Origin of the sequence: Streptomyces polyrhachis, from assembly GCF_042663125.1 — a bacterium.
GTDB classification, from domain to species: Bacteria; Actinomycetota; Actinomycetes; order Streptomycetales; family Streptomycetaceae; genus Streptomyces; species Streptomyces polyrhachii.
Genome location: NZ_JBHSZO010000010.1, coordinates 76,402 through 103,215, shown reverse-complemented (window position 1 = coordinate 103,215; position 26,814 = coordinate 76,402). Strand labels below are relative to the sequence as shown.

At 74.0% G+C, this 26,814-nt stretch carries 20 protein-coding genes; 7 read left to right on the top strand and 13 right to left on the bottom strand.

The genetic code is table 11. From position 1 onward, the window contains the following. The first annotated feature begins 41 nt into the window (after nucleotides 1-41). A complete protein-coding gene (locus ACFQLX_RS08975; protein ID WP_386413620.1) occupies nucleotides 42-1,490 on the top strand; it encodes an aldehyde dehydrogenase family protein in 1,449 nt (482 codons plus the stop codon). 119 nt (nucleotides 1,491-1,609) lie between these two features. Next, on the top strand, nucleotides 1,610-3,538 hold the full coding sequence (locus ACFQLX_RS08970) for an acyl-CoA dehydrogenase family protein (protein ID WP_386413619.1): 1,929 nt from the start codon (nucleotides 1,610-1,612) through the stop codon (nucleotides 3,536-3,538). Between the two features lie 47 nt (nucleotides 3,539-3,585). On the opposite strand, the gene ACFQLX_RS08965 is transcribed toward ACFQLX_RS08970, so the two are convergent. The 3 genes from ACFQLX_RS08965 to gabT form a co-directional block, all read right to left on the bottom strand. Continuing rightward, a complete protein-coding gene (locus tag ACFQLX_RS08965; protein WP_386413618.1) occupies nucleotides 3,586-4,926 on the bottom strand; it encodes an MFS transporter in 1,341 nt (446 codons plus the stop codon). A gap of 98 nt (nucleotides 4,927-5,024) precedes the next feature. Further along, the gene (locus ACFQLX_RS08960; protein WP_386413617.1) at nucleotides 5,025-5,459 is read right to left on the bottom strand and encodes a DUF4186 domain-containing protein; all 435 of its coding nucleotides are present in this window, start codon (nucleotides 5,457-5,459) and stop codon (nucleotides 5,025-5,027) included. Nucleotides 5,460-5,568: 109 nt separating this feature from the next. Next, nucleotides 5,569-6,921 carry a 4-aminobutyrate--2-oxoglutarate transaminase gene (gene gabT, locus ACFQLX_RS08955; protein WP_386413616.1) on the bottom strand — a complete coding sequence of 451 codons (1,353 nt, stop codon included), beginning with the start codon at nucleotides 6,919-6,921 and terminating at the stop codon, nucleotides 5,569-5,571. A 243-nt stretch (nucleotides 6,922-7,164) separates the two neighbouring features. On the opposite strand from gabT, the gene ACFQLX_RS08950 reads away from it, so the two are divergent. Next, nucleotides 7,165-9,474: a hypothetical protein gene (locus ACFQLX_RS08950; RefSeq protein WP_386413615.1), complete on the top strand. Its 2,310-nt coding sequence runs from the start codon at nucleotides 7,165-7,167 to the stop codon at nucleotides 9,472-9,474. Here the strand turns inward: ACFQLX_RS08950 and ACFQLX_RS08945 are convergent. From ACFQLX_RS08945 to dxr, 4 genes are all read right to left on the bottom strand, one after another. Next, a complete protein-coding gene (locus ACFQLX_RS08945; protein WP_386413614.1) occupies nucleotides 9,471-10,316 on the bottom strand; it encodes a GNAT family N-acetyltransferase in 846 nt (281 codons plus the stop codon). The two genes, ACFQLX_RS08950 and ACFQLX_RS08945, sit on opposite strands and share 4 nt — an antisense overlap. A gap of 100 nt (nucleotides 10,317-10,416) precedes the next feature. Then, nucleotides 10,417-11,574, bottom strand: coding sequence for a flavodoxin-dependent (E)-4-hydroxy-3-methylbut-2-enyl-diphosphate synthase (gene ispG / locus ACFQLX_RS08940; RefSeq protein ID WP_386413612.1), 1,158 nt, complete (start codon nucleotides 11,572-11,574; stop codon nucleotides 10,417-10,419). A gap of 184 nt (nucleotides 11,575-11,758) precedes the next feature. Continuing rightward, a complete protein-coding gene (locus tag ACFQLX_RS08935; protein ID WP_386413610.1) occupies nucleotides 11,759-13,066 on the bottom strand; it encodes a M50 family metallopeptidase in 1,308 nt (435 codons plus the stop codon). After that, nucleotides 13,067-14,380, bottom strand: a complete 1,314-nt coding sequence (gene dxr / locus ACFQLX_RS08930; RefSeq protein WP_386413609.1) for a 1-deoxy-D-xylulose-5-phosphate reductoisomerase — start codon at nucleotides 14,378-14,380, stop codon at nucleotides 13,067-13,069. It abuts the gene before it with no gap. Nucleotides 14,381-14,823: 443 nt separating this feature from the next. Here dxr and ACFQLX_RS08925 point away from each other — a divergent pair, with 443 nt between their 5' ends. Next, a complete protein-coding gene (locus ACFQLX_RS08925) occupies nucleotides 14,824-15,468 on the top strand; it encodes a phosphatase PAP2 family protein (RefSeq protein ID WP_386413608.1) in 645 nt (214 codons plus the stop codon). Here the strand turns inward: ACFQLX_RS08925 and ACFQLX_RS08920 are convergent. Both ACFQLX_RS08920 and ACFQLX_RS08915 read right to left on the bottom strand, forming a co-directional pair. Then, complete coding sequence (locus tag ACFQLX_RS08920; RefSeq protein ID WP_386413607.1) at nucleotides 15,449-15,904, bottom strand: hypothetical protein; 456 nt, start codon at nucleotides 15,902-15,904, stop codon at nucleotides 15,449-15,451. The genes ACFQLX_RS08925 and ACFQLX_RS08920 overlap by 20 nt on opposite strands. Before the next feature lie 124 nt (nucleotides 15,905-16,028). After that, nucleotides 16,029-17,120, bottom strand: a complete 1,092-nt coding sequence (locus ACFQLX_RS08915; RefSeq protein WP_386413605.1) for a DUF4190 domain-containing protein — start codon at nucleotides 17,118-17,120, stop codon at nucleotides 16,029-16,031. A gap of 53 nt (nucleotides 17,121-17,173) precedes the next feature. On the opposite strand from ACFQLX_RS08915, the gene ACFQLX_RS08910 reads away from it, so the two are divergent. Continuing rightward, nucleotides 17,174-18,298: an adenosine deaminase gene (locus ACFQLX_RS08910; protein WP_386413603.1), complete on the top strand. Its 1,125-nt coding sequence runs from the start codon at nucleotides 17,174-17,176 to the stop codon at nucleotides 18,296-18,298. After that, nucleotides 18,286-19,011: a glycerophosphodiester phosphodiesterase gene (locus ACFQLX_RS08905; RefSeq protein ID WP_386413601.1), complete on the top strand. Its 726-nt coding sequence runs from the start codon at nucleotides 18,286-18,288 to the stop codon at nucleotides 19,009-19,011. Before ACFQLX_RS08910 ends, ACFQLX_RS08905 begins: the two co-directional genes overlap by 13 nt. Before the next feature lie 47 nt (nucleotides 19,012-19,058). On the opposite strand, the gene ACFQLX_RS08900 is transcribed toward ACFQLX_RS08905, so the two are convergent. Genes ACFQLX_RS08900 through ACFQLX_RS08890 form a run of 3 tightly spaced genes read right to left on the bottom strand, consistent with a single transcriptional unit; the run spans nucleotide 19,059 to nucleotide 22,790 of the window. Then, nucleotides 19,059-20,153, bottom strand: a complete 1,095-nt coding sequence (locus tag ACFQLX_RS08900; protein WP_386413600.1) for an ABC transporter ATP-binding protein — start codon at nucleotides 20,151-20,153, stop codon at nucleotides 19,059-19,061. Further along, on the bottom strand, nucleotides 20,150-21,757 hold the full coding sequence (locus tag ACFQLX_RS08895) for an ABC transporter permease (RefSeq protein ID WP_386413599.1): 1,608 nt from the start codon (nucleotides 21,755-21,757) through the stop codon (nucleotides 20,150-20,152). The genes ACFQLX_RS08900 and ACFQLX_RS08895 overlap by 4 nt, the downstream gene beginning before the upstream one ends. Nucleotides 21,758-21,761: 4 nt before the next feature. Next, nucleotides 21,762-22,790 carry an iron ABC transporter substrate-binding protein gene (locus ACFQLX_RS08890; protein WP_386413598.1) on the bottom strand — a complete coding sequence of 343 codons (1,029 nt, stop codon included), beginning with the start codon at nucleotides 22,788-22,790 and terminating at the stop codon, nucleotides 21,762-21,764. Between the two features lie 114 nt (nucleotides 22,791-22,904). Between ACFQLX_RS08890 and ACFQLX_RS08885 the strand changes: the two genes are divergently transcribed. Continuing rightward, complete coding sequence (locus ACFQLX_RS08885) at nucleotides 22,905-25,562, top strand: AMP-binding protein (RefSeq protein ID WP_386413597.1); 2,658 nt, start codon at nucleotides 22,905-22,907, stop codon at nucleotides 25,560-25,562. Here ACFQLX_RS08885 and ACFQLX_RS08880 read toward each other — a convergent pair. Further along, nucleotides 25,519-26,736 (bottom strand): saccharopine dehydrogenase family protein, encoded by a 1,218-nt coding sequence (locus ACFQLX_RS08880; RefSeq protein ID WP_386413595.1) that lies wholly within the window; start codon nucleotides 26,734-26,736, stop codon nucleotides 25,519-25,521. The two genes, ACFQLX_RS08885 and ACFQLX_RS08880, sit on opposite strands and share 44 nt — an antisense overlap. Between the last annotated feature and the right edge of the window lie 78 nt (nucleotides 26,737-26,814).

The window sequence follows — 26,814 nt, the reverse complement described above, 5'->3', positions numbered from 1 at the left end:
GCCTACCGTGGGGGTATACGTAGCCGACCTCGGAGGACACCGTGAGCGCCGCCCCGCACCCGTTCTGGCTCGCCGGCCGTGAGGCCCTCGGCGAGGACTCGTTCGACGTCACCTCGCCCTGGGACGGCTCCACCGTCGGCAGGGTGAGTGTGCCGACCGACGCGCAGGTGGAGGAGGCCGTCGCGGCGGCCTACGCCGTGCGCGAGGAGTTCGCCGCCACACCCGCGCACGTGCGGGCCGCCGCGCTCGACCACGTGTCCAAGCGCCTCGCCGAGCGGAGCGAGGAGATCGCGCGGCTGATCTCCGCCGAGAATGGCAAGCCGATCAAGTGGGCCCGCGGCGAGGTCGGCCGCGCGGTCTCCGTGTTCCGCCTGGCCGCCGAGGAGGCCCGGCGCTTCAACGGCGGCGAGGCCCAGCGCCTGGACACCGACGCCGGCGGCGTGGGCCGGCTCGCGCTGACCCGCCGCTTCCCCAAGGGCGCCGTCCTGGGCATCGCTCCGTTCAACTTCCCGCTGAACCTCTGCGCGCACAAGGTCGCCCCGGCCATCGCCGTCGGCGCGCCGATCATCCTCAAGCCGGCCCCGGCGACCCCGCTCTCCGCGCTGGTGCTGGGCGAGCTGCTCGCCGAGACCGAGCTGCCGGTGGGCTCCTGGTCCGTCCTGCCCGTGGCCAACGAGCGGATGCCCGAGCTGGTACGGGACGAGCGGCTGCCCGTGATCTCCTTCACCGGCTCCGACAAGGTCGGCTACCAGATCATGGACTCGGTGCCGCGCAAGCACTGCACGCTGGAGCTCGGCGGCAACGGCGCGGCGCTGGTGCTGGCGGACTTCTCCGCCGAGGCGGACCTGGACTGGGCGGCGCAGCGCATCGCCACGTTCTCCAACTACCAGGGCGGGCAGTCCTGCATCTCCGTGCAGCGCGTGATCGCCGACTCCTCCGTCTACGACCGCCTGGTGCCCAAGGTCGTCGCCGCCGTCGAGGCGCAGGTCACCGGTGACCCCTCGGACGCCGCCACCGACGTCGGCCCGCTGGTCAGCGAGGACGCCGCCCGCCGGGTGGAGTCCTGGGTGGACGAGGCCGTGAAGGCCGGCGCGCAGCTGCTCACCGGCGGCGTGCGCGAGGGCGCCTCGTACGCGCCGACGGTGCTGGCCGAGGTGCCCGGCGATGTGACGATCTCCTGTGAGGAGGTCTTCGGACCGGTGCTGACGCTGCAGCGCGCCGACGGTACGGACGCGGTCCTCGCCGCCGCCAACGACTCCAAGTACGGCCTGCAGACGGGTGTGTTCACGCACGACATCCAGGCGGCCTTCCGCGCGCACCGGGAGCTGGAGGTCGGCGGCGTGGTCGTCGGCGACGTGCCCTCGTACCGCGCGGACCAGATGCCCTACGGCGGCGCGAAGCAGTCGGGGGTGGGCCGCGAGGGCGTGAAGTTCGCGATGGACGACTACACCTACGAGCGGGTCCTGGTCCTCACCGGCCTGGAGCTGTAGGTACGGGGCCGGCTGCTGCGCGCGGGCTGGTCGGATGCCGTCGGTTCGGGTACATACGGACGAGTAGCACTCTCCGGTAGCGAATCGGCGAGTATCCCCGGTGTCGAGGTGATCCCCTCATGGACCAGCCCGCGAAAGTGACCGAGAAGGAAGCCCGGCAGGTCGCCGAGGCGGCCCGGGAGCAGGACTGGCGCAAGCCCAGCTTCGCCAAGGAACTGTTCCTGGGCCGCTTCCGGCTCGACCTGATCCACCCTCATCCGCTGCCGGCGGACGAGGACGCCAAGCGCGGCGAGGAGTTCCTCGCCAAGCTCCGCGACTTCTGCGAGAACAGGATCGACAACGCCCGCATCGAACGCGAGGCGCGGATTCCCGACGAGACGATCCGCGGCCTCAAGGAGCTGGGCGCGCTGGGCATGAAGATCGACACCGAATACGGCGGTCTCGGTCTCACCCAGGTGTACTACAACAAGGCGCTGGCCATGGTCGGCTCCGCCAATCCGGCGGTCGGGGCCCTCCTGTCCGCGCACCAGTCGATCGGCGTGCCGCAGCCGCTGAAGACCTTCGGTACCAAGGAGCAGAAGCAGCGCTTCCTCCCGCGCTGCGCCACGACGGACATCACCGCCTTCCTGCTGACCGAGCCGGACGTCGGCTCCGACCCCGCGCGCATGGCGACCTCCGCCGTCCCCGAGGGCGACGAGTACGTGCTCGACGGAGTGAAGCTCTGGACGACCAACGGGGTCGTCGCGGACCTGCTGGTCGTGATGGCCCGGGTGCCTGCGTCCGAGGGGCACAAGGGGGGCATCACCGCGTTCGTGGTGGAGGCCGGCTCCGAGGGCGTCACGGTGGAGAACCGCAACGCCTTCATGGGCCTGCGCGGCCTGGAGAACGGGGTGACGCGCTTCCACCGGGTGCGGGTCCCGGCCGCGAACCGGATCGGACCCGAGGGCTCGGGCCTGAGGATCGCCCTGACGACCCTCAACACCGGGCGGCTGTCCCTGCCGGCGCTGTGCACCGGCGCCGGCAAGTGGTGCCTGAAGATCGGGCGCGAGTGGGGCGCGGTACGCGAGCAGTGGGGCCGGCCGGTGGCCCGGCACGAGGCGGTGGGCTCGAAGCTGGCGTTCATCGCGGCGACGACCTTCGCGCTGGAGGCGGTGCTGGACCTGTCCTCGCAGATGGCCGACGAGGACCGCAACGACATCCGTATCGAGGCGGCCCTCGCCAAGCTCTACGCCTCCGAGATGGGCAGCCTGATGGCGGACGAGCTGCTGCAGATCCGCGGCGGGCGCGGCTACGAGACCGCGGAGTCGCTGGCCGCGCGCGGCGAGCGGGCGGTGCCGGCCGAGCAGGTCCTGCGGGATCTGCGGATCAACCGGATCTTCGAGGGCTCGACGGAGATCATGCACCTGCTGATCGCGCGCGAGGCGGTGGACGCGCATCTGAAGGTCGCGGGCGATCTCATCGACCCGGAGAAGTCGCTCTCCGAGAAGGCGCGGGCCGGCGCGAAGGCGGGCGGTTTCTACGCCCGCTGGCTGCCGAAGCTGGTGGCGGGCAAGGGCCAGGTCCCGGTGTCGTACGCGGAGTTCCACCCGAAGGGGTGCCCGGACCTCTCCGGTCATCTGCGCTTCGTCGAACGCAACTCCCGCAAGCTGGCCCGCTCGACGTTCTACGCCATGTCGCGCTGGCAGGGGCGGATGGAGACCAAGCAGGGCTTCCTGGGGCGGATCGTCGACATCGGCGCGGAGCTGTTCGCGATGAGTGCCGCGTGCGTACGGGCGGAGCTGCTGCGGCGGACGGAGGAGCACGGGCGGGAGGCGTACGAGCTGGCCGACGCGTTCTGCTCGCAGGCGCGGGTGCGGGTGGAGGAGCTGTTCGGGCGGCTGTGGACCAACACCGACGAGCTGGACCGGCAGGTGGTCAAGGGCGTGCTGGACGGCTCGTACACCTGGCTGGAGGAGGGGATCGTCGACCAGTCGGGGGACGCGCCGTGGATCGCGGACGCGGCGGCGGGGCCCTCGCAGCGGGAGGACGTGCGCCGGCGGCTACCCTGAGCGGACCGCGCCCTCCCGCAGAAGCGCTGCGGGAGGGCGCGGAGGCGTCAGTCCGGTTCACCCCGCCACTCGCCGCCCTGCCGCTCGGCCCAGCGCACGACGGCGGGTGCGGCGAGGCCGGCCGCGAGGAAGAGGACGATCAGCACCAGCCAGCCGCGCGCGCCGAAGGCCAGCACCGTGCCGGTGAACAGCGCGGGGCAGAGCATGTGGGCCGCCGAGAAGCCCGATCCGTAGACGCCCTGGTAGACGCCCTGGGAGCGGCGGTCGGCGAGAGCGTAGCCGAGGGTCCAGCCCGCGCCCTGCTGCAGGACCTCGGTGGCGATCTGGGCGAGCATCCCCAGGGCGATGAACAGCACCGCCGTCCACACCCCCGCACCGGCGGCCAGGGCCCACAGCGCGCAGGCCAGCGCCATGGTGAAGCCGGCCCAGCGGGTGACCCGCGCCGCCTGGCGGGCGTCAAAGGAGAGGCGGGAGGCGGGGATCTGGAAGAGGGCCACCAGTGCGCAGTTGAGCACCATCATGGCGGCGTAGACCCAGGTGGGGGCGTTGGTGTAGGCGGCCATCCACAGCGGGAGGCCGGCCTCGATGAGCGTGAACTGCATGGCGAAGACGCCCATGACGAGGGTCAGGCAGAAGAACGGCAGGTCCCGTACCGCCTTCCAGTGGTCCTCCTTGGCGGCCTTCTCCGTGCGCTCGGCCGCCGCGGCCTCCCGGTCCCTGGGGACGCGGGTGATCAGCACCGGGGCGATCAGCAGGGTGACGGCGTTGACCGCGATGAGGGCGCGGAAGAGCGGGGCCGAGTCGAGGTGGAGCGCCACACCGCCCAGGGTGGTGCCCACGGCCATGGAGACGTTCGTCAGCATCCGCAGGTAGGCGCGGCTCTCGGTGCGCGCGTACGCCGGGATGATCACCGCCATCCAGGTCGAGTTGGCGGTGTGCACGACGCCCCAGCCGATGCCGACGACGGTCGTCGCGAGGAGGAAGCCCGCCAGGGAGTCGACCAGCAGGTACGACAGGATGCCCAGCCCGGTCACGAAGTAGGCGGCGCTGTAGACGCGGCGCGCGCCGTACTTGTCGCACAGCCGGCCCGCCGGGATGCCGGAGAGGATCGAGCCGACGCCGTTGAGGGTCAGGCCGTAGCCGACGGCCGTCACGCCCAGGCCCATGACCTGTGAGAAGTACAGGACGTTGACGGCGGTGAGGAGGCCGCCGCCGAAGCGGGTGAGGAGGGTGTTGAGCGCGAGTTGGCGCAGCACCGGGTCGAGCGGCCACCAGCCGCGCAGTACGGGGGGCTCCCCACCCGGGATCGGAGTGGAGGGGGCGGGCGGGGCGGTGGGGGCGGGCGGAGGAGCTGAGTCCGGGGAGGTGTCCGGTGGCGCGCTTGGCATGGGCCCGACTGTAGGAAGCCGGGCATCGGGCGAACGACTGGGTTTATTCGCCTCGGTGGGCAGGAAAGCAGCGAAACCGGGCGGCTACGTGGCGCAGCTCACGCCGGTGCTGCCGTCATCTCCCGTTCGATCCACCGCATGATCACCCGCACCGTGTACGCCCGTTCCTCCCGGCTCAGCTCGCGGCCCTTGGGGATGCCGTGCCAGCGCTGCAGGCAGGTGCGGCAGCAGGTGGCGGTGGCGTGCTGGGCGACGAAGACGGGGTGCCCCCGGTACGGCGTCTGCCTGCCGTCCTTGTGCGGCGCGGCGGGCGCGAGCTTCTTGGCGACCAGGTCGTAGGCGTGCCAGCGGATCGTGTCCGGGCCCTTCAGCTCCGCGGTGGCCCGGTCGCGGCCGGTGAGGTGGAACCTGGCGCGGAAGTGGTGGCGGGCCATCGCGTCGAGCCGCCGGTCGAGCGCTTCGAGGGGCTCGGGCCGCCCGGTGGCGGGATGGACGGGGGTCTCGGGCGGGGGCTCGGGGGGCGGGTCGGGCATCACCGCAACGTACCCCGGGCGCCGGGGGCCCGCATCCGGTCCGCGAACGCGCCGGGGCGCCCCGGCCGCTCGCGCGGAAGGGGCGCCCCGAGGGCCCGTACGGCAGGTGTCAGACCTGCGCGGCGAACGCGGCCTCGATGATGTCCAGGCCCTCGTTCAGGAGGTTCTCGTCGATGACCAGCGGGGGCAGGAAGCGCAGCACGTTGCCGTAGGTGCCGCAGGTGAGGACGATCAGGCCCTCCGCGTGGCACGCCTTGGCGAGGGCGCCGGCCAGCGCCGCGTCCGGCTCCTTGCTCTCCGGGTCCTTCACCAGCTCGACCGCGATCATCGCGCCGCGGCCGCGGATGTCGCCGATCGCGGGGAACTTCTCCTGCATCGCGCCCAGACGCGACTTCATGACCTCCTCGATCCGCTTGGCGGCGGCGTTGAGGTCCAGCTCCTTCATCGTCTCGATGGAGCCGAGCGCGGCGGCGCAGGCCACCGGGTTGCCGCCGTACGTACCGCCCAGGCCGCCCGCGTGCGCGGCGTCCATGATCTCGGCGCGGCCCGTGACGGCGGCCAGCGGCAGGCCGCCGGCGATGCCCTTGGCGGTGGTGATCAGGTCGGGGACCAGGCCCTCGTCCTCGGAGGCGAACCACTGGCCGGTGCGGCAGAAGCCGGACTGGATCTCGTCGGCGACGAAGACGATGCCGTTGTCGTTCGCGAACTTCTGGATCGCCGGGAGGAAGCCCTTGGCGGGCTCGATGAAGCCGCCCTCGCCGAGGACCGGCTCGATGATGATCGCGGCGACGTTCTCCGCGCCGACCTGCTTGGTGATCTGGTCGATCGCCTGGGCGGCGGCCTCCGGGCCGGCGTTCTCCGGGCCAGTGGGCCAGCGGTAGCCGTAGGCGACGGGGACGCGGTAGACCTCGGGGGCGAAGGGGCCGAAGCCGTTCTTGTACGGCATGTTCTTCGAGGTCAGCGCCATGGTGAGATTGGTGCGGCCGTGGTAGCCGTGGTCGAAGACGATGACCGCCGGGCGCTTGGTGTACGCGCGGGCGATCTTCACCGCGTTCTCGACGGCCTCGGCGCCGGAGTTGAAGAGCGCGGACTTCTTGGCGTGGTCGCCCGGGGTCAGCTCGGCCAGGGCCTCGGCGACCTCGACGTAGCCCTCGTAGGGGGTGACCATGAAGCAGGTGTGGGTGAAGTCCGCGAGCTGCCGGGTGGCGCGGCGCACGACGGCCTCGGCGCTGTTGCCGACGGAGGTCACGGCGATGCCGGAGCCGAAGTCGATGAGGCGGTTGCCGTCGACGTCCTCCAGGATGCCGCCGCTGGCGCGGGCGGTGAAGACGGGCAGCGTCACGCCGATGCCGTCGGCCACGGCCGCCTGCTTGCGGGCGAGCAGCTCGGCGGACTTGGGGCCGGGGATGGCGGTGACGAGGCGGCGCTCCTGCGGAACACCGGCGGTGGGCGTGGCGGTCATGGGGGCTCCTTGCTGGGACTTCCTGCACAAACGCGGTCTCCCGGCCAGGCTAGGACGGCCCGCTGGCGGTGGGCATGCGCCGAAGGGGAGGGATCGGTCGTGTCGCGTTGTCCACCGCGTCCAAGGCGGTGGCCGCCAGGCGTTCCCCGCCATGGGGGTATCCCCTGCTCGGGGAGCTTGGGGAAGGGTCGGGCCGACGGACAACGCGGCTCAACAGCCTTGCCCGGTCGGTAGATTGGCCTCATGGCGATGGACGGCAGGCACAGGTCGCAGCCCCCCTCCGCGGGTGCGCCGCAGGCTTTCGGCGGTATCCCCGGGCAGCGGGCGCAGGTGCCCCCGCATCCCTTCGTGGCCTGGCTGCGCGCCCCGCGCCCCGCCGCGCTGCCGGGGATCTGGCGGCCGGGCCACACCCCCAGGCCGCCGCAGGAGCCGGGGCGCGTCCCGGACCGCCAGCTGCTGGGAGGCGCGGCGCTGTCGCTGCTGGGGGTGCTCGTGCTGTGGTCGCTGTACCGCAACGGCGTCATCCCCTTCCGCTACGCGCCGCTTCAGCTGCTGACCCCGGACGGCTGGTGGGAGGAGGGGCGCCCGCACGGCGCGGTGGTGGTCCGCAGTCTGTACGACACGGTGGTCTTCGCGCTGGTCTGCTGGTTCGCCGGGCGCTCCGGGCAGTGGCGCGAGGTCGCGCGGCGCTACGTCGAGCGCCGGCCGCAGCGCACGCGCGCCGCGCGCACGGCCGGGGCGGCGGCCGTGGTGGCACTGCTGACGCTCTCCGGGTTCCTGCCGCTGCTGGACCTGCTCTTCACGCTGGTGCCGCCGGGCTGGCTGAGCGGCGGCGGCGACCGCTACGCCGCCGCGCTGGTCAGTTATTCGCTCTACGGACTGCTGCTGGCGGCCGTCGCCTGGCCCTTCGCCCGCTGGGGCCGCTGGCGCAGGGCCTGGCGCGGCGCCGCAGACCCGGTCGGCCCGCGTGCGGCGGACGCTCCCCCAGCGGAGGATCCGGCCGCCTGGCCGCAGTTGGCCGCGGCCGGGCTCGGAGAGGCGGCCGAGCGGCTGGCGCGGGAGGCGCACGGCGGCGCGATGACGGACGTCGACCAGGCCCGTATCGCCCGCGCCTGGGAGGGGGTGCGCGCCCGGCCCGCGCGCACGCGCGCCTTCGCGGAGGCGGTGGCGGCGGACGGAGCGGCGGCCTGCCCGCACCCCTCGGGGGCGCGCGAGCTGCCCGAGCGGCGCTTTCGCCACGACCTGCCGACCGGCCAGGTGCGCATCGGTGCGGCGCCGGACGGAGCGCGCACGCCGTACGACTACCGGGGCGCGGGTATCGCCCTGGACCCGGTGGTGCTGGCGACGGGGCTGGTGGTGGTCGGTCCGGCGGCCTCGGGGAAGACCGGGCGGGTGGTCGCGCCGGTGGTGGAGACGCTCTGCCTGCAGGCCCTCGCGGGGCGCGCGGCGGTGATCGCGGTGGGGGCGGCGGGCACGCGGCTGGGGCCGGACGGGGCGTACGACGTGGTGATCCGTCTCGGTGACCCCCACTCCCCGCACGACCTGGACTTCTACGGCGGTACGAACGACCCCGACGAGGCGGCCGCGCTGCTCGCCGAGGCGCTGCTCGGCGAGGACGCGGTCGACACCGGCCGGGTGCGCCAGGCCGCCACGGCGCTGGCCCAGCTGCTGGGCGCGTACGGCGCGGCGCACGGCCGCTTCCCCTCCGTGCCGCGGCTGCGGGCGCTGCTGGACCACGAGCCGGCGGCGGTGGCGGAGCTGCGCGCGGCGCTGGACGACGTACGCGAACTGGACGCCCGCGAGCGGCAGGCGGGGCGGCCGGACGACATCGGCCCGCTGCTCGCCGACCGGCTGGCGGTGCTCGACCGGCCGGCCTTCGCGGGCTTCTTCGATGTCGGGGGGCGGGGGCGGCAGTTCTCGATGCGGGCGCTGGAGCATCCGATGCGGGTGCGCGTCGAGCTGCCGGAGCGGGCGCACGCGCAGGCGTCGCGGCTGGTGGCACGGCTGCTGCTGGCGCAGTTCACGGCGGCGATGCCCGTACGGGAGGACCGCTCGCTCTTCGCGGCGCTGGTACTGGACGACGCGGCGGGCACGGTGACGGCGGGCTCGATCCGCTCCATCCAGCGGCTGCGTACGGCGCACGCGGGCGTCGTACTGGCGCTGCGTTCGCTGGACGAGGTGCCCGAGGCGCTGCGCGGGGCGCTGCTGGCGGCGGTGGGCTGCCGGATGGCGCTGTCGGGGATCTCGACGTGGGACGGGCGGCTGTTCGCGCAGACGTGGGGCGCGGAGTGGGTGGAGACGCGCGACGTCACGCACACGCCGGACACCTCGGGGGGCGTGCTGCGGCGCTCGCTGCGGCTGCTGAGCCGGCTGGTGACGGGCGCGGCGGCGACGCGGGAGTCGGTGACGGTGCGCACGGTGGAGCGCGAGCGCTGGTCGGCCTCCGACCTGGCCAACTCGCTCCCCCCGGGCCACGGGGTGCTCTCGCTGACGGCGGCGGGCGGGGAGCGGACGCCGCCGGTGCTGGTGGAGCTTGGCGACGGTGCGGTCTAGAAGAGCACGCTCATGAAGGCGCCCACCTCGCGGAAGCCCACGCGGCGGTACGCGGCGCGCGCCGGGGTGTTGTAGTCGTTGACGTACAGGCTGGCCACCGGGGAGACCTGGGCGAGGGCATGGCGCAGGACCGCGGCCATGCCGGTGACCGCCAGGCCGCGGCCCCGGTGCTCGGGGGCGACCCAGACGCCCTGGATCTGGCACGCCTGCGCGGTGACGGCGCCCAGCTCGGCCTTGAAGACCACCCGGCCGTCCTCGATACGGGCGAACGCCCGGCCGGCGCCGATCAGTTCGGCGACGCGGGCCTGGTAGACGAGGCCGCCGTCGCCGCTGAGCGGGGAGACGCCGACCTCCTCGGTGAACATGGCCACGCACGCCGGCATCAGCACGTCCATCTCGCTGCGGCGCACGCGGCGGACCAGGGGGTCGGGGCGCACGCCGGCCGGCATCGTCGTGGTCGCCATCAGCGGCTGGCGGGTCCGTACCTCCCGGGCGGGGCCCCAGTCGGGGGCCAGCAGCGACCACAGCTCGGCGGTGGCCTCCGCCGGGCCGACGATCGAGGAGCAGCGCCGGCCGGTGCGCCGGGCGCGTTCGGCGAAGCCGTGGACGGCGGCGGGGGTGGCGCAGATCGGGACCAGGTTGGCGCCGGAGTAGCACAGCGACTCCAGCCGCCCGCCCTCGTACCAGCCCCACATCTCGCCGCCGAGGCGCCAGGGGTCGAGGCCCGCGGCGGCGACCCGGGCCGCGACGAAGGCGTTCGCGACGGGGTCGCGGTCCAGCACCCTGCGGGCCGCGGAGATCTCGGTGGACTCGACCACCTTTGTGACACCGGTCGTCAACACAGCCGCACTGTACCCCTCGGCGAAACGGGCCCGGCAGCGGCGTACGCGCTCCGGACCCGTCCCCGGGGCGACCGTGCCTCGGAGGTCACCCGGCGGCCTCTCAGCCGGCGACGCTGACCGTCGGCTCGCCCGAGGCCACGCCATCCTGCTCCATCTGCTCGGCGAGCTTCAGCGCCTCCTCGATGAGCGTCTCGACGATCTTCGACTCGGGGACGGTCTTGATGACCTCGCCCTTGACGAAGATCTGGCCCTTGCCGTTGCCGGAGGCGACGCCGAGGTCGGCCTCGCGGGCCTCGCCGGGGCCGTTGACGACGCAGCCCATGACGGCGACGCGCAGCGGCACCTCCATGCCGTCGAGGCCGGCGGTGACCTCCTCGGCCAGCTTGTAGACGTCCACCTGGGCGCGGCCGCAGGAGGGGCAGGAGACGATCTCCAGGGTGCGCTCGCGCAGGCCGAGGGACTGCAGGATCTGCAGGCCGACCTTGATCTCCTCCGCCGGCGGGGCGGAGAGCGAGACGCGGATGGTGTCGCCGATGCCCTGGGAGAGCAGGGCGCCGAAGGCGGTGGCGGACTTGATGGTGCCCTGGAAGGCGGGGCCGGCCTCGGTGACGCCCAGGTGCAGCGGGTAGTCGCACTTCTCGGCCAGGAGGCGGTAGGCGCTGACCATCACGACGGGGTCGTTGTGCTTGACGGAGATCTTGATGTCGCGGAAGCCGTGCTCCTCGAAGAGGGAGCACTCCCACAGCGCGGACTCCACCAGCGCCTCGGGGGTGGCCTTGCCGTACTTCTCCAGCAGCCTGCGGTCCAGCGAGCCGGCGTTGACGCCGATGCGGATAGGCGTGCCCGTCGCGGAGGCGGCCTTGGCGATCTCCGCGACCTTGTCGTCGAACTGCTTGATGTTGCCCGGGTTGACCCGCACCGCCGCGCAGCCCGCGTCGATGGCGGCGAAGACGTACTTGGGCTGGAAGTGGATGTCCGCGATCACCGGGATCTGGGACTTCTTCGCGATGGTGGCCAGGGCGTCGGCGTCGTCCTGGGTGGGGCAGGCCACCCGGACGATGTCGCAGCCGGTCGCCGTCAGCTCGGCGATCTGCTGCAGGGTGGCGCCGATGTCGGAGGTGCGCGTCGTGGTCATCGACTGGACGGAGACGCGGGCGTCACCACCCACGGCGACCGAGCCGACCTGGAGCTTGCGGCTCTTGCGCCGCTCGGCGAGCTTCAGCGGTACGGACGGAATTCCCAGCGAAACGGCAGTCATCTGGCGGCAACCCCACGGTTGGTTTCGAACGGCCCCCGGCGAGCGGGCTCAGCCTTCGAGATTACGTCACCCGTGTGTCGGCGCGGACACCGAGCCGGGAACGACACCGGTTTTGTCGATGAATCGCTACCGGCCGCGGACCGGGGGGCTCCGGTGCGCCCCCGGTCCGCTCCGCGCGCCGTGCTCACCCCGTCAGGCGCACCGGGTTGACCACGTCCGCCACCAGCACCAGCAGCGTGAAGCAGACGAAGACGCCGGCCACCACGTAGGCCACGGGCATCAGCTTGGCCACGTCGAAGGGACCCGGGTCCGGGCGGCGGAAGACGCGGGCGGTGCCCCGGCGGATCGACTCCCACAGCGCGCCGGCGATGTGGCCGCCGTCCAGCGGGAGCAGGGGGAGCATGTTGAAGAGGAAGAGGGAGAGGTTGAACCAGGCGACGAGCTGGAGGAAGAACACCACGCGCTCGGAGGCGGGCAGCTCCATCGCCGCGACCTCGCCGCCGACCCGGGCGGCGCCCACGACGCCGACCGGGGAGTCGGCCCTGCGCTCCTCGCCCATGAAGGCCGCGTCCCACAGGTCGGGGATCTTCGAGGGCAGCGCCACCAGGCCGTCCACACCCTGCGCGAACATGTCGCCGAAGCGCTCCACCGACTCCCCCGCCGAGAGTGTGGCGATGGTCCGCCCCGGGCTCAGGCCCAGATAGCCGGCCTTGACCGTCTCGCGGTCGTCGGCGGCGGCGGGGTCGTCGACGTTCTTGATCACGTCGTTCTCGATGACGTCGGCGCGCAGCTTCCTGCGCTGCCCGTCGCGCTCCACCGTGATCGTCACGGGGCCGCCGCTGTCGCGGATCATGCCCTGGAGGGTCTTCCAGTCGGTCACGTTCCTGCCGTCGTACGCGACGATGCGGTCGCCCGGCTTGATACCGGCGGCGGCGGCCGGGGCGGCCTTGTCGCTGTCGCGGCAGGTGTCGCGCTCCTCCTTCTGCGAGATCACGCAGTCGGCGACCGAGCTGACCGTGGTGGTGGTCTTCGGGACGCCGTAGGCCATCCAGACGCCGAGGAAGACCACCACCGCGAGGACCAGGTTCATGAAGGGGCCCGCGAACATGACGATGACGCGCTTCCACGGCGTGCGGGTGTAGAACATCCGCGTCTCGTCGCCGGGCTGCAGCTCCTCGTACGCCGCGGCGCGCGCGTCCTCGATCATGCCGCGGAACGGCGAGGTGGAGCGCTGGCGGACCTTGCCGTCCTCACCGGGGGGGAACATGCCGACCATGCGGATGTAGCCGCCGGCCGGGATGGCCTTGAAGCCGTACTCCGTCTCGCCCCTGCGGCGCGACCAGACGGTGGGGCCGAAGCCGACCATGTACTGCGGGACCCGGATGCCGAACATCTTGGCCGTGGAGAGGTGGCCCAGCTCGTGCCAGGCGATCGAGATCAGCAGTCCCAGTACGAAGACCGCGACGCCGATGATCCACATCAGGGTTGCCATTCAGCGTGCCTCCGCTGCTGCCTGGGGAATCCCGGCCAGTTCGCGGGCCCGGGCGCGGGCCCAGGTCTCCGCCTGCAGGACGTCGTCGAGGGTGAGGGGGCCCGCTCCGGGCGCTCCGTGCTCCGTGACGACGTCCGTCACTGTGTCCACGATTCCGTTGAAGGGGAGCCTGCCGTCGAGGAACGCGTCCACGCACTCCTCGTTGGCGGCGTTGAAGACCGCCGGAGCGGTGCCGCCCAGGGTACCCACATGGCAGGCCAGGGGGACCGAGGGGAAGGCTTTCTCGTCGAGCGGGAAGAACTCCCAGGTCGATGCCTTGGACCAGTCGAAGGCGGGAGAGGCGTCCGGCACCCGGTCGGGCCAGCCGATGCCCAGCGCGATGGGGGTGCGCATGTCGGGCGGGCTGGCCTGGGCGAGGGTGGAGCCGTCGGTGAACTCGACCATGGAGTGCACGTAGGACTGGGGGTGGACGACGACCTCGATGCGGTCGAAGGGGATGTCGTAGAGCAGGTGCGCCTCGATGACCTCCAGGCCCTTGTTGACCAGGGTCGCCGAGTTGATCGTGATCACCGGGCCCATCGCCCAGGTGGGGTGGGCGAGCGCCTGCTCGGGGGTGACGGCGGCCAGCTCCTCGCGGCTGCGGCCGCGGAAGGGGCCGCCGGAGGCGGTGACCAGCAGCTTGCGGACCTCCGCGCGGGTGCCGCCCAGGAGCGCCTGGAAGAGGGCGGAGTGCTCGGAGTCGACGGGGATGATCTGGCCGGGGCGCGCGAGGGCCCTGACCAGGGGGCCGCCGACGATCAGGGACTCCTTGTTGGCCAGCGCGAGGGTACGGCCTGCGCGCAGCGCGGCGAGGGTGGGCGCGAGGCCGATGGAGCCGGTGATGCCGTTGAGCACGGTGTGGCAGTCGGAGGCGGCCAGTTCGGCGGCGGCGTCCGGGCCGGCCAGGACCTCGGGGAGGGGTTCGCTGCCGTAGTGGCCGCGCAGCGCCTCGCGCAGTTCGCCGGCGCGGGAGGCGTCGGCGACGGCGACGGCGGCCACCCGCAGCCGGTGCGCCTGCTGTGCGAGCAGGGCGACCCGGCCGCCGGCCGCGGAAAGCGCGGTGACGCGGAAGCGGTCGGGGTTGCGCAGCACCAGGTCGACCGCCTGGGTCCCGATGGATCCGGTGGATCCCAGGATCACGAGGTCGCGGGGACCACTCCCGCCGGCAGGCGCGGCGGGGCGCAGGTGGGGGTCGGCGAGGAGGGTGCTCCCGGCGGTGGTGCGCGGGGCGCTCGGGATGACCTGGGGGGCCGAGTCGGCTGGGCTGGCGCTCATGCCCCCATTCTGTCCCTTCGGCCGCTCGCGGCCAGAGGCGGCCGCCTGATTGTGTCGCCCCTGGGACAAGGGCGGTGGGGATGTCGTCGCGTGGGGGCCTGTTCTGAACCGTCCCGTGGGCGTCGCGCCGTGATCGCGGGCACGAAGGGGATGGCCCGTTCGTCCTACTCGCGTCGAAATCGTCTTCTCCCGCGCTGTCCGCGTACGGGAGTGAGCGCGCGCGGAGGTTTTCGGTGAAGAAAGTGTGGGGGCCCGATGGGGGACGGGTGATGCGCCTGTCCGGGCCGGGCTCGCTGCCGTACCGTTTCCGTACAGAACCTCCTCACCGACCGCAACCCCGTTCGTCCCACACCCCCCGGGACGGGCGGACCGTACGAACCGCCCGCTCAGGTGCCATCCCCCCGGCGCCCGAGCGGGCGGTTCTGTCCGGGTGGACGCTTCCGGTGCTGGCGGCCCTGCTGTTCGCCCTCTTCGGCTGGCAGGTCGCCGTCGGCGGGCCGCTCGTCGCGGCGGACGAGAGCCTGGCCGCGGACCTTGTCGCGCACCGGCCGCCGATCAAGGTGGCGCACACGCTGGCCGACCTGGGGAACGGGGCGGTGGCGCTGCCCGTACTGGCCGCGGCGGCGGGGTTCGCGCTGTGGCGCGCGGGGTGGCGGCGGCTGGGGGCGGCGGCGTCGGCGGCCGCGGTGGCCATGGCGCTGGTGCCGGCGGTCGTCGTACCGCTGAAGGAGGAGTTCGCGCGGCGGGGACCTGATCTGGCTCCGCTGGGCGCGTATCCCGGTTACTTCCCCTCCGGCCATGCCGCGACCTCCGCCGTCGCCTACGGGGGCGCGGCGCTGCTGGTCGCGTACTGCGTCCGCGGCGTACGGGCGCGGCGGCTGGTGGCCGCGGCGGCCGGGCTGCTGATCGTCGGCTGCGGGCTGGGGCTGGTGTGGCACGCGTACCACTGGCCGATGGACGTGGCGGCGAGCTGGTGCCTCGCGGTGCTGCTGCTCACGCCGGTGCGGCGGGCCGCGAGAGGCCGCCGGGTGGCCTCCGTCCGCGCGGTGGAGGCCACCCGGCGGCCTCTCAACGGCCGCGGCCGATGAGCGCCGCCGCCTCGTGCATCGCCAGCTCCAGCAGGGCCGGGTCCGTGAGGGTGCCCGAGCCGTCGGGGAGGACCAGCCAGCGGACGCCGCCGGCGGCGCGGGCCGGGTGGGGGACCACGATCCAGGTCCCGCTGCCCGCGCCGCGCACGCCGGTGGCGATCCACCGGGCGGCGGTGCCCGGTGGCACGAAGAAGCCCAGCCGGGCGCCGCCGAAGTCGGCGAGCACCGGGCCGGGCCGCGGCAGGCACCGGCCCAGCACGTCCAGGGTGGGGTGCCCGAGTTCGCCGGGGAGGATGAGCACATCCCACAGCCGCCCGGCCGGCAGCAGGGCCACTCCCAGCGGATTGCGCTCCCACTCCCATCGGCAGGACACCGGATCCGGTGCGGCCGCCGCCAGCCACTCCAGTGCGCTCCTGGCCCCCGCGCCACCAGTCATATCGCCAGCTCCTCCGTCGCGGCCGGTCTTCTGCGACCGGCTGTCACGAGGGAGAGGGGCCTGCGGCCGCATCCTTACGCGGCTTTACCGCACTGTCTTCGGCGCGCGGAGCACGAGGGGCGGCTCAGGCGCACGCGGGGGCGCACACCTGACGTCCGGGCGCCCATGCCGACTGCCGCGCTCCGCCGACCGCCTCGTCGGTCGACCAGTGCGCGTAGCCGTACTGGGCGCCGGGGGCCACCTCGATCTCGACCTCGCCGGGCTCGGCGGGCAGATCGAAGACGTACTCGCCGGTGACGGTGCTGTCGCCGGTGAGGATCGGCGGCAGTCCCCGGCTGTCGTCGAGGCCGAGCATCGCGTCGGGGTCCGCCGCGGGGTAGGCGTAGACCTCGGCCTTGGAGAGGTCGACCGCGTAGGACGTGTCGTTCTCGACGCTGACGCGGACCGTCAGGGTGTCGCCGTCGAGCGACTCCTCCACGGCGGTGACGGTGAGGCCGTCGTCGTAGACGACCGACTCGCCCAGCGGCTGGGTCGTGGTGGTGTCGGGGTTGATCTGGCCGAGCCTGCCGTCCGCCCCCCAGATCAAGGCGGCGAGCATCCCGGCGGAGGCGAGGATGGCGAGCGGGCCCAGGATGACGCCGGTGAGGGCCTGGCCCCGGTTGGTGGACCGGCCCCGGCGGGCCCGGCGCAGGCCGACGATGCCGAAGATCAGCGCCAGGATGCCGAGGGGCAGCCCGATGAGGGCCAGGGACAGCACGACGCCGACGATGCCGACGATCATGGCGGCGGTGCTGAGGCCGTTCTGCGGGGCGGGGAGGGCGGGGGCCCAGGGGTCGCCGTAGGGGTAGTACGGCCCGGGAGGCGCGGCGTAGGGCGCGCCGGGCTGGGGCGGGACGCCGTAGGGCGCGGGGTACGGCGCGGCGACGGGGGGCTGCGCGTACGGGCTGCCGGGGGCGGGCGGGTAGGCGCCGGGGGGCTGCCCGTACGGGGCGCCGGGGCCGGGGGGGATGGGCGGCGGTCCGGCGGGTCCGGGCTGCGCCACCGGTACGGGCCCGGGGGCCGGTATGGGAGCGGGCGGCACGACCGGTGCCGCGGCCGGGGGCTGCACGTCCGTCCGCGGCGTGCCGGGCGCGGCGTCCGCCGGCCCGGGCGCCCCCGCCGGCCGGTCGTCCTTCGACAGGGACGGCCGTCCGCCCTCGGGCTGTTCGGTGCTCACGCATCCTCCTGGTGAGAGGCCATTAAGAATACGGTCGCACCGCGAGGAGGGGTATGGGCGCCCCCTGTCTGGATCTTGCGGCCTACGATGGTCCCCGACCGCAGGCCCCGCGGCCGCCGCGGCCGACCCAGAAGATCCCAACCGCAGAAACGGGTGCCACCGTGCTCGATTCGTTCATCGCCGGACTGCCGAAGGCCGAGCTGCACGTCCACCACGTCGGCTCCGCCTCCCCGCGCATCGTCGCCGAGCTGGCCGCCCGGCACCCGGACTCCCCCGTGCCCAAGGACCCCGAGGCGCTGAAGGAGTTCTTCACCTTCCGCGACTTCGCGCACTTCATCGACGTCTACCTCTCCGTCGTGGACCTGGTGCGCGACGCCGAGGACGTACGGCTGCTGACGTACGAGGTGGCCCGCGACATGGCGCGGCAGAACATCCGCTACGCGGAGCTGACCCTGACCCCGTACTCCTCGGTGCGCCGCGGCATTCCCGACCTCGCCTTCATGGAGGCCGTCGAGGACGCGCGCACGGCGGCGGAGTCGGAGCTGGGCGTCACGCTGCGCTGGTGCTTCGACATCCCGGGCGAGGCGGGTCTGGAGGCGGCGGAGGAGACCGCGCGGCTCGCGGTGGACGTAGGCGCCGACGGGCTGGTCTCCTTCGGTCTGGGCGGGCCCGAGATCGGCGTGCCCCGGCCGCAGTTCAAGCCGTACTTCGACAAGGCGCGCGCCGCCGGGCTGCACTCCGTACCGCACGCCGGGGAGACGACGGGCCCGCAGACAATCTGGGACGCGATCCGCGAGCTGGGCGCCGAGCGCATCGGGCACGGCACCAGCGCGGCGCGCGATCCGGAGCTGCTGGCGTATCTGGCGGAGAACCGCATCGCGCTGGAGGTCTGCCCGACCTCCAACATCGCCACCCGCGCGGTGGCGACGATGGAGGAGCACCCGCTGAAGGACTTCGTCGCCGCCGGCGTGCCGGTGACGGTCAACAGCGACGACCCGCCGATGTTCGGCACCGACCTCAACCACGAGTACGCGGTCGCCACCCGGCTGCTGGACCTGGACGAGGCCGGGGTGGCGGGGCTGGCGAAGAACGCGGTCGAGGCGTCCTTCCTGGACGCCGCCGGCAAGGCGCGGCTGACCGGCGAGATCGACGACTACCTCGCGGCGTGGCCGCGTTGAGCGCCCGGCCGGGCCGTCCCCTGGCGGTGGCGCACCGCGGCGCCCCGTACCGGGCGCGGGAGAACACGCTGCCCGCGCTCGGGGCCGCGCTCGAAGCGGGCGCGGACGCGGTGGAGTTCGACGTCCGGCTGACCCGCGACGGCGTGCCCGTCCTGCTGCACGACGACACGCTGTGGCGGCTGTGGGGCCACGACGAGGCGCTGGACGAGCTGACGTACGAGGAGCTGCGGCTGCTGACCGGCGGCGGGGTGCCCACGCTGGGCGCCGCGCTGGAGGTGATGGGGCGGGCGCCCGAGGGCGTGCGGTCGTTCATCGACCTGCCGGAGGGCGATCCTCGTACCGCCAAGGCCGTCGTCGCCGAGGTCGCGGCGGCGGGGGCCGCGGGGCGGGTCTACTACTGCGGCAGCACCCGGGCGCTGCTCGCGGTGAAGGAGGCCGAGCCGGAGGCGGAGACCGCGCTCTCGGTGAAGCGCCATCTGCCGCGGCCCACCGAGGGGTTGCTGCGAGCACTGGAGCCGCGCTGGTTCAACTACCGCTTCGGGCTGGTGGCGCCGGAGACCGTCCGGCGGGTGCACGACGAGGGGCGCCTGGTCTCCGTCTGGACGGCGGACCGGCCGCGCACCATGCGCCGGCTGGCGGCGATGGGCGTGGACTCGATCACCAGCAACCGGATCGGCGCCCTGCGCAAGACCCTGGACCGGCTGGGGCGTTGAGGGGCAGGTGAGGGGCCGGGGGCTATCCCCCGGCCCCTCAGCAGCCCTCACGGATGCAGCGTCGCCTCCCCCGCCACCGCCAGTCCCGTGCGCTCCCCCGGCTCCAGCGGTACGGGCCCCGCGACGCGCACGACCACCGGCTGCTCCAGCTCTGCCACCCGTACGGTGACCATGGCGTCGTGCCCGTAGAAGCAGACGTCCTCGACCGTGCCGCTGACCTGCGCCGACTCGGCGGCGGTCAGGCGCAGTTGCTCGGGGCGCAGCAGCACTGTGCCCTCGCCGCCCTTGTCGCCCTCACCGCCCCCGCTGCCCGTACCGCCCCCACCGCCCGTGCCCGGCCGCAGCGCGACGCGGCCCAGCGCGGTGCTCGCCGAGCCCTCGGCCGCCACGGCGGGGAGCAGTACCGCGTCGCCGACGAAGCCGGCCACCCAGGGGTCGGCGGGGCTGCGGTACAGCTCCTGCGGCGCGGCGCACTGGGCGATGCGTCCGCCGCGTACCACCGCGACCAGGTCGGCCGTGGAGAGCGCCTCCTGCTGGTCGTGGGTGACGAGCAGCGCGGTGGCCCCGGTGGCGCGCAGCGCCGCGCGGACGTCCGCGCGCAGCTCCGCGCGCAGCGCGGTGTCCAGGGCGTTGAAGGGCTCGTCGAGCAGGACGAGCGCGGGGCGCGGGGCGAGCGCGCGGGCCAGGGCGATGCGCTGCTGCTGGCCGCCGGAGAGTTCGTGCGGCATCCGCGCGCCGTAGCCGGCCAGGCCGACCAGCTCCAGCATCTCCTCGGTGCGCGCCCGGCGTTCGCCGCGGCCCGGCGCCCCGGGACCGGTGAGGCCGAAGGCGACGTTGCGGGCGACGCTGAGGTGCGGGAAGAGGGCGCCCTCCTGCGGCACGATGCCGACCTGCCGCCGCTCGGGCGGCAGGTGGACGCCGGGGCCGGTCAGGACGCGCCCGCCCACGGTGACGGTGCCGGCGTCGGCGGGCAGGAAGCCGGCGATGACGCGCAGCAGGGTGGTCTTGCCGCAGCCCGAGGGGCCGAGCAGCGCGGTGAGGGCACCGGCGGGGACCGAGAGGTCGAGGCCGTCGAGCACCGGGGCGCCGGCGCCGCGCTGCCCGTAGGACTTGGCGAGGCCGCGGATCTCGAGATCGGTCATGCGCGGTGTCTCCCGAGCAGGTAGGAGGGGATGGCGGCGAGCAGGATCAGCGCCGCGGCGTAGGGGGCGGCGGCGGCGAAGGAGCCGGTGGCGGTCTCCGTCCACAGCCGGGTGGCCAGGGTGTCCATGCCGGTGGGCCGCAGCAGCAGGGTGGCCGGCAGCTCCTTCATGATCACGACGAAGGTGAGCGCGGTGCCCGCCGCGACGCCGGGCGCGGCCAGCGGCACGGTGACCTCGCGCAGCACCCGCAGCGGTGAGCGGCCCAGCGAGCGCGCCACGTCCTCCAGCACGGGGGGCGCCTGGAGCACCGCGGCGCGGGTGGCGGCGACGGCGACGGGCAGGAAGAGCACCGCGTACGCGCCGACCAGCAGCGGGAGTTCCTGGTAGAGCGGGTAGGCGTAGCGCACGGCGAAGAAGACCAGCGCGAGCGCGACGGTGATGCCGGGCAGCGCGTGGCCCGCGTAGGACGCCTGCTCCAGCAGCCGGGCGCCGCGTCCGTGGTGGCGGGCGGCGAGCACGCCGACGGGCAGGGCGAGCAGCGCGGTGAAGACGGCGCCGGCGGCGGCCACTCCCAGGGTGGCCAGCGCGGTGTCGAGCAGCAGGCCGGGCTCCCAGCTGCCCGAGTTGCCGGCGGTGAGCCAGTAGCCGAGGGTGCCCAGCGGGAAGGCGACGGAGACGGCGGCGACGGCCGCGCACCAGGCCAGCGCGGGCGCCCGCCAGGGTCCCAGCCGCGCCGGGAGCGCCGGGCGCGCGGTGCCGGAGCCGGTACGGGCGTGGCCGGCCCGGCCGCGCGTACGGGCCTCGGCGGCGACCAGCGCGACGGTGAGCAGCACCAGCACGACGCTGAGCGCGGCGGCCGGGGTGCGGTCGAAGCTGGCCCGGTAGGAGGTGTGGATGGCGCGGGTGAAGGTGTCGTAGCGCAGCAGCGAGACGGCGCCGAAGTCGGAGAGCACGTACAGCGCGACCAGCAGCGCGCCCCCGGCCGCCGCCGGCCGCAGCTGCGGCAACGTCACCCGGCGGAAGACCGCGGCGGGGCCCAGGCCCAGGGAGCGGGCGGCCTCCTCCTGCGCGGCGTCGATGCCGCGCAGCACGGCGGCGACGGGCAGGTAGACGTACGGGAAGCTGACCAGGGTGAGCGCGAGCACCGCGCCGGTGAAGCCGGCCAGTTGGCGCGAGGCGGAGAGCCAGGCGAAGGCGGCGACGTAGCTGGGCACGGCGAGCGGCAGGGTGGCGAGCACCGCCCAGGCGCGGGCGCCGGGCAGGTCGGTGCGTACGGTCAGCCAGGCCAGCGAGACGCCGATCAGCAGGCTGAGGGCGACGACGGTGAGGGCCAGGCCCAGACTGCGGCCGAGCAGGCTGAGGGTGCGCGCGTCGGCGACGACGTCCCAGGCGTAGGCGGGGCCGCGCTCCAGGGCGCGGACGCCGAGGTAGCCCAGCGGCAGCAGGGCGAGGAGCGCGGCGAGGCAGGCGGGGACCAGCAGGATCAGGGCGGGTCTGCGGGCCCGTACGGCAGGGGGCGCGGACGGCCGCCCGCCCGGCCCCGCGGCGTCCGCGGGGGCCGGGCGGGCGGTGGCACGCTCCCGTGTGACGGCGGCGTCGGTCATCCGGTCAGACCAGCCCGGCGTCCTGGAGCATCGCCAGGGTCTCCTGGAGGGTGTCCAGCCTGCCCAGGTCGATCTCGGGGGCCTGGAGGGTGTCCAGCGGCGGGACGCCCTCGCTCGGGCTCACGCCCTTGATGAGCGGGTACTCCTTGGTGTGGTCGGCGAAGTACGTCTGCGCCTTCTCCGAGAGCAGGAACCCGACGGCCCTGCGGGCGGCGGCGTCCTGGCCGGAGTCCTTCACGATGCCCGCGCCGGCGACGTTGAGCAGGGCGCCGGGGTCGCCGCCGGGGAGGAAGTGGAGCTTGCTCTTGAGGTTCTCGGCGCCCTTCTCCGCGGCGCGCTCGTACCAGTAGTAGTGGTTGACCAGGCCGAGGGAGACCTCGCCGGCCTCCACGCCGTCCAGCACGCGCAGGTTGTTGTCGTAGGGCTTGCCGTTCTCCTTCAGGCCCTTCAGCCACGCGCGGGTGGCGTCGTCGCCGTCCAGGACGCGCATGCCGGTGACGAAGGTCTGGAAGGAGGCGTTGGTGGGCGCGTAGCCGACCTTGCCCTTCCACTCGGGCTTGACCACGTCACGCACGCTGTCGGGCGCCTCGGCGGTCTTGTCCGGGTTGTACGCGATGACGCGGGAGCGGCCGGAGACGCCGACCCAGTCGCCCGCGTGGCCGCGGTACGCCGGGTCGACCTCGTCAAGGACGGTCTGCGGCAGCTTCGCCAGCAGCCCCTCCTTGGAGAGCGCGCCCAGGGCACCCGCGTCCTGCGAGAAGAACACGTCGGCCTTGGTCTTGCCGCCCTCCTCCAGCATCTGCGCCGCCAGCTCCGCGCTCTCGCCGTAGCGCACCTCGACCTTGGTGCCGACAGCCTTCTCCAGCTCGTCGAGGATCGGCTTGACCAGCTTCTCGCTGCGGCCGGAGTAGATCACCAGCGAGTCGCCGCCGCCCTTGGCGTCGGTGTCGTCGGCGCCGCAGGCGGCGAGGGCCGGGAGGGCGAGGGCTGCCGCGGCTATGGCGGCGAGAGAGCGAGCCAGGGGGCTCCGCATGTCGGTCGGGCCTTCCGTGAGGACTGGGCGGACGTGCTACGAATAAGGTAAAGCTAACCTAAATGACAAACACAAGGCCTGGCGACCGGTCTCGTCGTGGAAAGGGCCACATCCGTGCATCTCCCCGCGCCCGCTCAGGCGGGCATCCGCCCCGTCCCCTTCGTCCGCGATCTGGCGGCGCACGGTGACCGCACCGCCCTGATCACGGCGGACGGCGAGCTGTCGTACCGCGAACTCGCGGCCCGGGTGTCGGAGTCGGCCGGGCAGCTGGGCTCCGGGCGCCGGCTGGTGCTGCTGGCGGGCGCCAACCGGACCGAGGCGCTGGTGGGCTACCTGGCGGCGCTGGCCGCCGGCCATCCGCTGCTGCTCGTCCCCGGCGGCAGCGGGCAGGCGCTGCGCTCGCTGACCGCCGCCTACGACCCCGACGTGGTGCTCACCGCCGACGGCGCGGGCGGGCTGCGGATCGAGGAGCGGCGCGCGGACCCCTCGTACACGGCGCACGAGCTCCACCCCGAACTGGCCCTGCTGCTCAGCACCTCGGGCTCCACCGGCTCCCCGAAACTGGTCCGCCTCTCGCAGGAGAACCTGCAGTCCAACGCGGCGGCCATCGCCTCGTACCTGGGCATCCGCGAGAGCGACCGGGCGGCCACCACGCTGCCCGTGCACTACTGCTACGGCCTGTCCGTCGTCAACAGCCACCTGCTGCGCGGCGCGGCGCTCGTCCTCACCGAGCTCTCCGTCGCGGACACCTGCTTCTGGGACCTCTTCCGCACCGCGCGGGCCACCACGCTGGCCGGCGTGCCGTACACCTTCGACCTGCTGGACCGGGTGGGCTTCGCCTCGATGGAGCTGCCGCACCTGCGCTACGTCACCCAGGCCGGCGGCCGGCTGGCGCCCGAACGCGTGCGGCGCTTCGCCGAGTTGGGGCGCGAGCGGGGCTGGGACCTGTTCGTGATGTACGGGCAGACGGAGGCGACCGCGCGGATGGCCTACCTCCCGCCGGACCTGGCGGCCGCGCACCCGACGGCGATCGGGGTGCCGATCCCCGGCGGCGAGTTCCGGCTGGCGGCACCGGAGGCGGGCGCCGATACCGACTCCGACTCCGGCGAGCTGGTCTACACCGGCGCCAACGTGATGCTCGGCTACGCCACCGCCCCGGCGGACCTGGCGCTCGGCCGCACCGTGCACGAGCTGCGCACCGGCGACCTCGCCCGGCGCACCCCCGAGGGGCTCTACGAGATCACGGGCCGCAGCAGCCGCTTCGCCAAGATCCTGGGGCTGCGGATCGACCCCCAGCGCGTCGAGGGGCTGCTGGCGGAGCACGGCATATCCGCTCTGTGCGCGGGCGGCGACGGCGAGTTGCTGATCGCCGCGCGCACGGCCGCCCCCCACGCCCGCCGGGTGCGGCGGCTGGTGGCCGAGGAGTGCGGACTGCCGCCGCGCGCGATCCGGGTGCGCTGCGTGGCGGAGCTGCCGCGGCTGGCCTCCGGGAAGCCGGACTACGCGGCGGTACGGGCCCACGCCGCCCCCGACCCCTCCGCCCCGGCCGCGGCGGACGCACCGCACGACGCACCGCCCGAAGCGGCTCCCGGCTCCGCGGCGGGGCTGCGCGCGCTCTACGGGCAGATCCTGGACCTGCCGCCCGAGCAGGTCCCGGCACACGGCAGCTTCACCTCGCTCGGCGGCGACTCGCTGAGCTACGTGGAGCTGTCCGTCCGGCTGGAGCAGGCCCTCGGACGGCTGCCGGAGGGCTGGCACCTGCGGACGATCGCCGAACTCGCCGCCGCCGACGGGGAGGCGGACCAGGGCGCGGCCCGGGGCCGCATACGCGAGATAGAGACCGGCGTGCTGCTGCGGGCGGTGGGGATCGTGCTCATCGTCGGCACCCACATCCCGCTCTTCCGGCTGCCGGGCGGCGCGCACGTGCTGCTCGGGGTCGCCGGCTACAACTTCGCCCGCTTCCTGCTCACCTCGCACGGAGCCCGCGAGCGGGCCCGTAGGATCCGCGCCAGTGTGCTGCGCGTCGTGGTGCCCAGCACCCTGTGCATCACCCTCACCATGCTGACGGTGCGCGAGGAGTACCAGATCACCCAACCGCTGCTGCTCGCCAGCGTGCTGGGCCCCTACGACACCGGCAGCGGCCTGAACTACTGGTTCGTCGAAGCGCTGGTGTACTTCCTGACGGCGCTGGCCGCGCTGCTGTGCGTACCCCTGCTGGACCGCGCCGAGCGGCGCTTCCCCTTCGCCTTCCCGCTGGCGGTCACCGCGCTCGGAATCGCCCTGCACCACGGCGGGTTCACCTTCGGCTCGCACAAGCCGCACCTGGCGCCGCTGATGGTCTTCTGGATCTTCGCGCTCGGCTGGGCGGCGGCCCGGGCGACGCGGGTCTCCCAGCGGCTGGTGCTCACGCTGGCGGTCGTCGTGACCGTCCCCGGGCTCTTCGACGTCCCGCAGCCGCAGCGGGCGCTGTTCATCGTCGCCGGCCTCGCGCTGCTGATCTGGGTGCCGAGGCTGCCGGGCACGAAGCTGCTCAACCGGGCGGCGGCGGTGCTGGCCTCCTCCTCGCTGTACGTCTACCTGACGCACTACGCCGTCTTCCCGCTCTTCACCGACCCGCTGGCCGGGCTGCTCGCCAGCCTCGCGGTGGGCATCGGGTACGCGCGGCTGGCGGCCTGGGTGCCGCGCCGGATCGGGGCGATCCGGCGCGGCGGGGGCGGCGCTACGGCGTTCAGCCGCCTTCGCGCATGCCCCACGGCGATCCGTAGGCGGTGAGCAGGTCCAGGAACGGCCTCGGCGCCAGCGCCTCCGGGCCCAGCACGCCCGCGCCCGACCAGACGCCGGTGGCCAGCAGCTCCAGCGCCACCACCGGGTTGATCGCGGTCTGCCAGACCACGGCCTGGCTGCCGTACTCGGCCATCGTCCACTGGTTGTCGACGACGTGGTAGAGGTACACCTCGCGCGCGGCGCCGTCCTTGACGCCCTTCACCCAGGTCCCGGCGCAGGTCTTGCCGCGCATCCGGTCGCCCAGCGTCGCCGGGTCGGGCAGGCAGGCGGCGACCACGTCGCGCGGGGAGACCCGCGCGCCGCGCACCGCGACCGGCTCGGTGCGGTCCAGGCCGAGCTTGTGCAGGGTCTTCAGGACCTCGATGAACTCGTTGCCGAGCCCGTACTTGAAGGTGACCCGCCCGGCGTCCACCCAGCGCGGGATGAGCAGCACCTCCTCGTGCTCGACGTTGACGCACTCCACCGGGCCGATGCCCTCGGGGAAGTCGAAGACCTCCGGCTCGCTGAAGGGCTCGGTGGTGAACCAGCCGCGGTCCCGCTCCCAGACGACGGGCGGGTTGAGGCACTCCTCGATGGTGGTCCAGATGGAGAAGGAGGGCGCGAAGTCGTAGCCGTCGACGGTGAGGTTCGCGCCGTCGCGCACCCCGACCTCCTCGATCGTGTCGAAGAGCTCGTCGGCGGCGTAGCGGGCGAAGACGTCCGAGAGCCCCGGCTCCACGCCGACGCCGGACAGTGCGAGGAGGCCCTTGGCCTCCCAGTCGGCGGCGGCGGCGAACTGCTCGTCGCCGAGCTTGACGCCGCACTCCTCGTACGGGCGCTCGGGATGCGGGCGGGAGAGGGACATCGCCATGTCGAGGTAGTTGACGCCGGCGTCGTAGCACGCCTGGAAGAGCGGCATCACGAAGCGCGGGTCGGTGGCGTTGAGGAGGTGGTCGCAGCGGTGCTCGCGCAGCAGCGCCGCGACGGCGGCGCAGTCGGAGGCGTCGACGCGGACGGCGGTGTAACGGGCGTCGGGGGCGGCCTCGTTGACGGCCGCCACGGCCGCCTCGGCGCGGGCGAGGTCGTAGTCGGCGACGACCATCGCCTCGAAGAAGTCGCGCCGGGCCGCTATGCGGGTGACGGCGGTGCCGACGCCGCCGGCGCCGACGAGGAGGATGCGCATGGGGGTTCCTTGCGTTGCGATGAGGGGGGTGGGGGTGCGCCGGGGGCCGGTCGCGCCGCCCGGGGGGGGCGGGCGGCG